This window comes from Actinospica sp. (assembly GCF_035552695.1).
Classification (GTDB): Bacteria; Actinomycetota; Actinomycetes; order Streptomycetales; family Catenulisporaceae; genus Actinospica.
Genome location: NZ_DASZKT010000209.1, coordinates 1 through 3869 on the forward strand (window position 1 = coordinate 1; position 3869 = coordinate 3869).

General features: G+C 69.8%; 5 protein-coding genes. All 5 read right to left on the bottom strand.

Annotated features, from left to right (window positions below; translation table 11 throughout):
• Positions 1 to 492, bottom strand: a 492-nt coding sequence (locus VG296_RS23995; protein ID WP_325569346.1) for a pyridoxamine 5'-phosphate oxidase family protein, incomplete at its 3' end; no start/stop codon positions are given.
• A gap of 31 nt (positions 493 to 523) precedes the next feature.
• Positions 524 to 1240: an ABC transporter ATP-binding protein gene (locus tag VG296_RS24000; protein ID WP_325569348.1), complete on the bottom strand. Its 717-nt coding sequence runs from the start codon at positions 1238 to 1240 to the stop codon at positions 524 to 526.
• A gap of 3 nt (positions 1241 to 1243) precedes the next feature.
• On the bottom strand, positions 1244 to 1975 hold the full coding sequence (locus tag VG296_RS24005; protein WP_325569350.1) for an ABC transporter ATP-binding protein: 732 nt from the start codon (positions 1973 to 1975) through the stop codon (positions 1244 to 1246).
• The gene (locus tag VG296_RS24010) at positions 1972 to 3033 is read right to left on the bottom strand and encodes a branched-chain amino acid ABC transporter permease (RefSeq protein WP_325569352.1); all 1062 of its coding nucleotides are present in this window, start codon (positions 3031 to 3033) and stop codon (positions 1972 to 1974) included. The genes VG296_RS24005 and VG296_RS24010 overlap by 4 nt, the downstream gene beginning before the upstream one ends.
• On the bottom strand, positions 3030 to 3869 hold an 840-nt coding region (locus tag VG296_RS24015; protein ID WP_325569355.1), incomplete at its 5' end, for a branched-chain amino acid ABC transporter permease. The genes VG296_RS24015 and VG296_RS24010, both read right to left, overlap by 4 nt.

The window sequence follows — 3869 nt, forward strand, 5'->3', positions numbered from 1 at the left end:
CCAGGGCAGGTTCTGCCCGAGCCCGTGAATCAGATTCTTGTTGTCCTCGTTGATGTCGGCGGCGTCGTTGACGTGGCGGGACGGGGTCTCGAAGGTGGCGTACGGCTTGAGCCGCAGGACCACCCGGTCCTCCCGGGAGACGCCCTCGGCGACCAGCGGGCGCACCTCGTCGGGCATCGGCTTGCCCGCCATGACGCCCGCGATGCGCATCGCCACGTCCACGTTGGTCTCGATGTCCTTCTCGACCATCGCGTCGCAGTACACCTGCAGGTAGGTGGGCGGCCACTCGCCGTTGAGGACGCACAGCGAGACCTTCGGATTCCGCTCCACCGCCTTGGCTTTCGCGCGAGCCGCCATGGTCGAGACGAGGATCTCGTCGCCGTCGACGACGTAGTAGACGACGGTCATGGCGGGCCCGTCCTCGCGTCGTCCGTATCCGAAGATCGCCGTGCCGTTGCGGGTGACGAATCCCCTGCGCTCCTCGCGGTTCATCGGCTTGTCCTTTCGTTCTGTTCCTGAGGCGTCATGCGGCGCCGAGGTAGAGGCGCGCGACCTCCGGGCTGTCGCGGAGTTCGGCGGCCGGACCGGACAGCCGGACGACGCCGGCGTCGAGGACGGCGCCGTTCGCGGCGACGGCCAGGCCGGAGCGGGCGTTCTGCTCCACGAGCAGGACGCTGCGCCCGTCGCGGCTGAGTTCGGCGAGGATCTCGAAGATCGCCCGGCGGGCCCGTGGTTCAAGACCGACCGACGGCTCGTCGAAGCAGAGCACCGGCGGGTCGAGCATCAGGGCTCTGGCGATCTCCACGGTCTTCTGTTCGCCGCCGGAGAGCGAGCCGGCCGGATCGTGGCGGCGGCGCGCCACGATCGGGAAGCGCTCGGCGATCGCGGCGGCCCGGCGCGCGACGGAGTCGCGGTCGTGCTCGATGAACGCGCCCATCAGCATGTTGTCCCACACCGACATGGCCGGGAACAGGCTGCGCTCCTGGGGTACGTGCGCCACTCCCCGGTCGAGCATGGCCCGGGGAGAGCTTCCGGTGACGTCCTGGCCGGAGAACAGGACCCGGCCGGACCTCGGCGCGAGCAATCCGCTCACGACCCGCAGGAGCGTCGACTTGCCTGAGCCGTTCGGACCGATGATGCAGGTGATCTGGCCGGCGGGCACATCGAGGTCGAGGCCGCGCAGGATGTCTCCCTGGCCGTATCCGGCCACGATGCCGCGGAGTTCGAGGACTGCGTCCACCGGTCATTCTCCTAGGTAGGCGTCCAGGACGCGGGGGTCGTTCTGCACGGCGGTCGGGGCGGCGCAAGCGATGGGACGGCCGTGGTCGAGCACGATGACGGGATCGCACAGGCGCATCACGAACCGCATCTCGTGCTCGACGATGAGGAAGGTGACCCCCTCGTCGTACCGTCGGCGGATATGGCGTTCCATCGTCTCGACCATGACCGGGTTGACGCCCGCGGTCGGTTCGTCGAGCAGGATCAGGGCGGGGTCGGCCATCAGCACACTGGCGAACTCCAGCAGCCTGCGCTGTCCGTAGGACAGGCGGGCGGCGGGGCGCTCGGCGTGCGCCGCCAGGCCGAATTCCTCGAGGAGTTCCTCGGCCCGGCGCCGATCGGCGCCGGGCACCCGGCGGCGGAGCAACGCGCGCCAGGGCTGGGGGCGGCCGAGCACGACGTTCTCCAGCACCGACAGGCCGGGGAAGACGCGCGGCTGCTGGAAGGTGCGCGCCAGGCCGAGGCGCTGGAGGCGGCACGGATCGGGGCGTCGGACCACGCGCCCCCGGAAGCTGAGGCTGCCGGAGTCGGCAGCCTGATAGCCGGTGATCACGTTGAACGCGGTCGTCTTGCCCGAGCCGTTGGGCCCGATGAGGGCGCTCACCGCGCCTTCGGCGACCTCGAAGCCGCAGTCGTCCAGGGCCCGTACTCCCCCGAAGGACTTCGTCAGTCCGGCGACCGTGAGCAGCGCGCTCATCCGCGGCCTCCCCGCGGCAGGACGGGCTCCATCGGGACCTGATCCGGTTGATCTCGCCGGGTGGCGTGGGAGCGGTACGCCGCACGCAGCCGGTCCAAATGACGGGAGGCCGACGGGATGACGCCGTCCGGGAGGAGATAGATGACAAGGAGGAACAGCGCGGCGTAGGCGATCAGGTAGAGCTGGCTGGCCCCGAAGCGGTAGGCGAAGTACTGCTGGGCGGGGCCGACCAGGACGGCGCCGACGACCGGGCCCCACAGGGTGGTCCGTCCGCCGAGGAACGCCATGAGCACGGCGACGAGCGAGAGCAGCGGGTCGAAGGCGAATCCGGGGACGATGTAGCTGATGTAGTAGGCCCACACCGCACCGAATGCGGCGGTGAGCCCGGCGCTCAGGACGAAGGCGAGCAGCTTGACCGCCTCGGTCTGCACGCCCAGACCCCGGGCACGGTCCTCGTCGTCGCGCACCGCGTTGAGCGCGAGCCCGAGCTTGCTGGTCCGCACCACCCAGCAGACTCCGACGGTGACCACGAGCAGGACGGCCATCGCGTAGTAGTAGGGCCGTTCGAAGGTGGCCGCGTCGAACGGCGCGATCGGCACCGCGAGGCCCTGCGAGCCCCCGGTCAGACTTCTGATGTTGTAGGCCAGGGTCTGCACCATGAACATGACCGTGATGCTCAGCACGGCGAAGGCGACGGCCCGGGTCCGCAGCAGCACCCGGGCGATCGGGGCCACCACGACGGCGGTGCCGAGGGCGATCAGCGGGACCAGGAGGAACGGCCGGTATCCCGCGCCCGCGCCGAGGTGCCCGGCGCCGATGGCCATGGCGTAGGCCCCGAGGCCGAAGAACGCGCCGTGCCCGAGCGCCGGGTATCCCGCGTATCCGCCCAGCAGGTTCCAGGCGGATGCCAGGCCGGCGTACATGACCGCGATCACGAGCAGATTGACCTGCCAGTGCTGGCCGAAGACGAAGGGGAGCACGGCCAGGACCGCGAGGAATGCCGCCGCCCGGGCCGCACCCGCGCGCCGGAGCCGGGATTCGGCGTGCAGCGGTGTCACAGTTCACCCCGCAACTGCCGACCGAACAGCCCTTGCGGACGGACCGTCAGTACGGCGAAGAGGACGACGAGGAAGGAGAAGGCCGACCAGTCCGGCGAGATCGTGGCGGCGACCACGGATTCGATGACGCCCAGGATCACCGCCGCGACGATCGTCCCCGGCATGCTCGCCATGCCGCCGAGCACGCCGATCGAGAGCAGCTTGGACAGCAGGTCGTACTGGCTGTTGCCGTTGAACGGGATGACCATGCCGAACGCCGCTCCGGCGGCGGCCGCCGAGGCCACCCCGAGACCCATGCCGACGGCCGAGATCCGGTCCACGTCCACGCCGAGCAGCCGGGCGGCGACCGGGTTCTGCGAGGTGGCGCGCAACGCCCGGCCGAGCTTGGTGTACTGGCGGATCAGGTGCAGCGCGCCGAGGACGACCACCGCGAGGAGGAAGGCGAAGAACCGCACCTCGGGGATCTGGTAGCCGGCCACGGTCCACGAGTAGTTCGCGTAGGCCGGGGCGATGACGCGGATGTTGGTCTGGTAGGAGAAGTCCAGGACTCCCTGAATTCCGATGGCCAGGGCGTACAGGACCAGCAGGCCGAGTTCGGCGCTCGACTTGTTCAGCGGACGCAGCAGGACCGCGTAGATCGCGTATCCGAGGACGAACATCACCGGGATGAGTATCAGCACGGACAGGAACGGATCGATTCCGAGGTCGCCGAAGAGCGTGTAGCTGAGATAGGCGGAGAGGATCGCGAAGATCGCCTGGGCGAAGTTCACGGTGCGCGCGACCCCGAAGATCATCGCCTGGCCGCTGGCGAGCAGCGCGTAGACGCCGCCGATCAG

Bases quoted from the DNA above. Each gene is read 5' to 3' on its own strand.
- VG296_RS24005 (WP_325569350.1), bottom strand. From the start codon at position 1,975: ATGAGCGCGCTGCTCACGGTCGCCGGACTGACGAAGTCCTTCGGGGGA.